The 303-nt window shown below is 37.3% G+C and carries 1 protein-coding gene; it reads right to left on the bottom strand.

Annotated elements, in window-relative coordinates; translation table 11 throughout:
• Nucleotides 1-15 precede the first annotated feature (15 nt).
• Nucleotides 16-303: type II toxin-antitoxin system RelE/ParE family toxin (locus V5298_RS20930; RefSeq protein WP_332933322.1), on the bottom strand; the 288-nt coding region annotated here is incomplete at its 5' end.

Raw genomic sequence — 303 nt, 5'->3', positions numbered from 1 at the left:
GTTATACGCAATTGGTCAGAATAACTTTTTAACATCGCGATAAAAGTTTTCATGAGAGCCAAGAGCTATCAATTCAAGTATTACAGTGCCATCCTCGTAGCTGTAACCAAGTAAAGTTAACTGCTTGACCATCTTGAATTTGTACACACGAAGAAAGGCTAGGTCGCCTTTTTTCTGCTCACCTATAAGAGGATCAGCCATTAGTTCCTTAACAGCTTTATCCAAGTCTTTTTTCTGATTCTGATGTAACTTCTTTACTGCTCTCTTAAAATTAGCTGTCTGTAAAACACTGGTAATCTTAGC

Source organism: Alteromonas sp. 14N.309.X.WAT.G.H12 (assembly GCF_036697315.1).
GTDB lineage: Bacteria > Pseudomonadota > Gammaproteobacteria > Enterobacterales > Alteromonadaceae > Alteromonas.
This window is presented reverse-complemented; position numbering and strand designations above follow the sequence as displayed.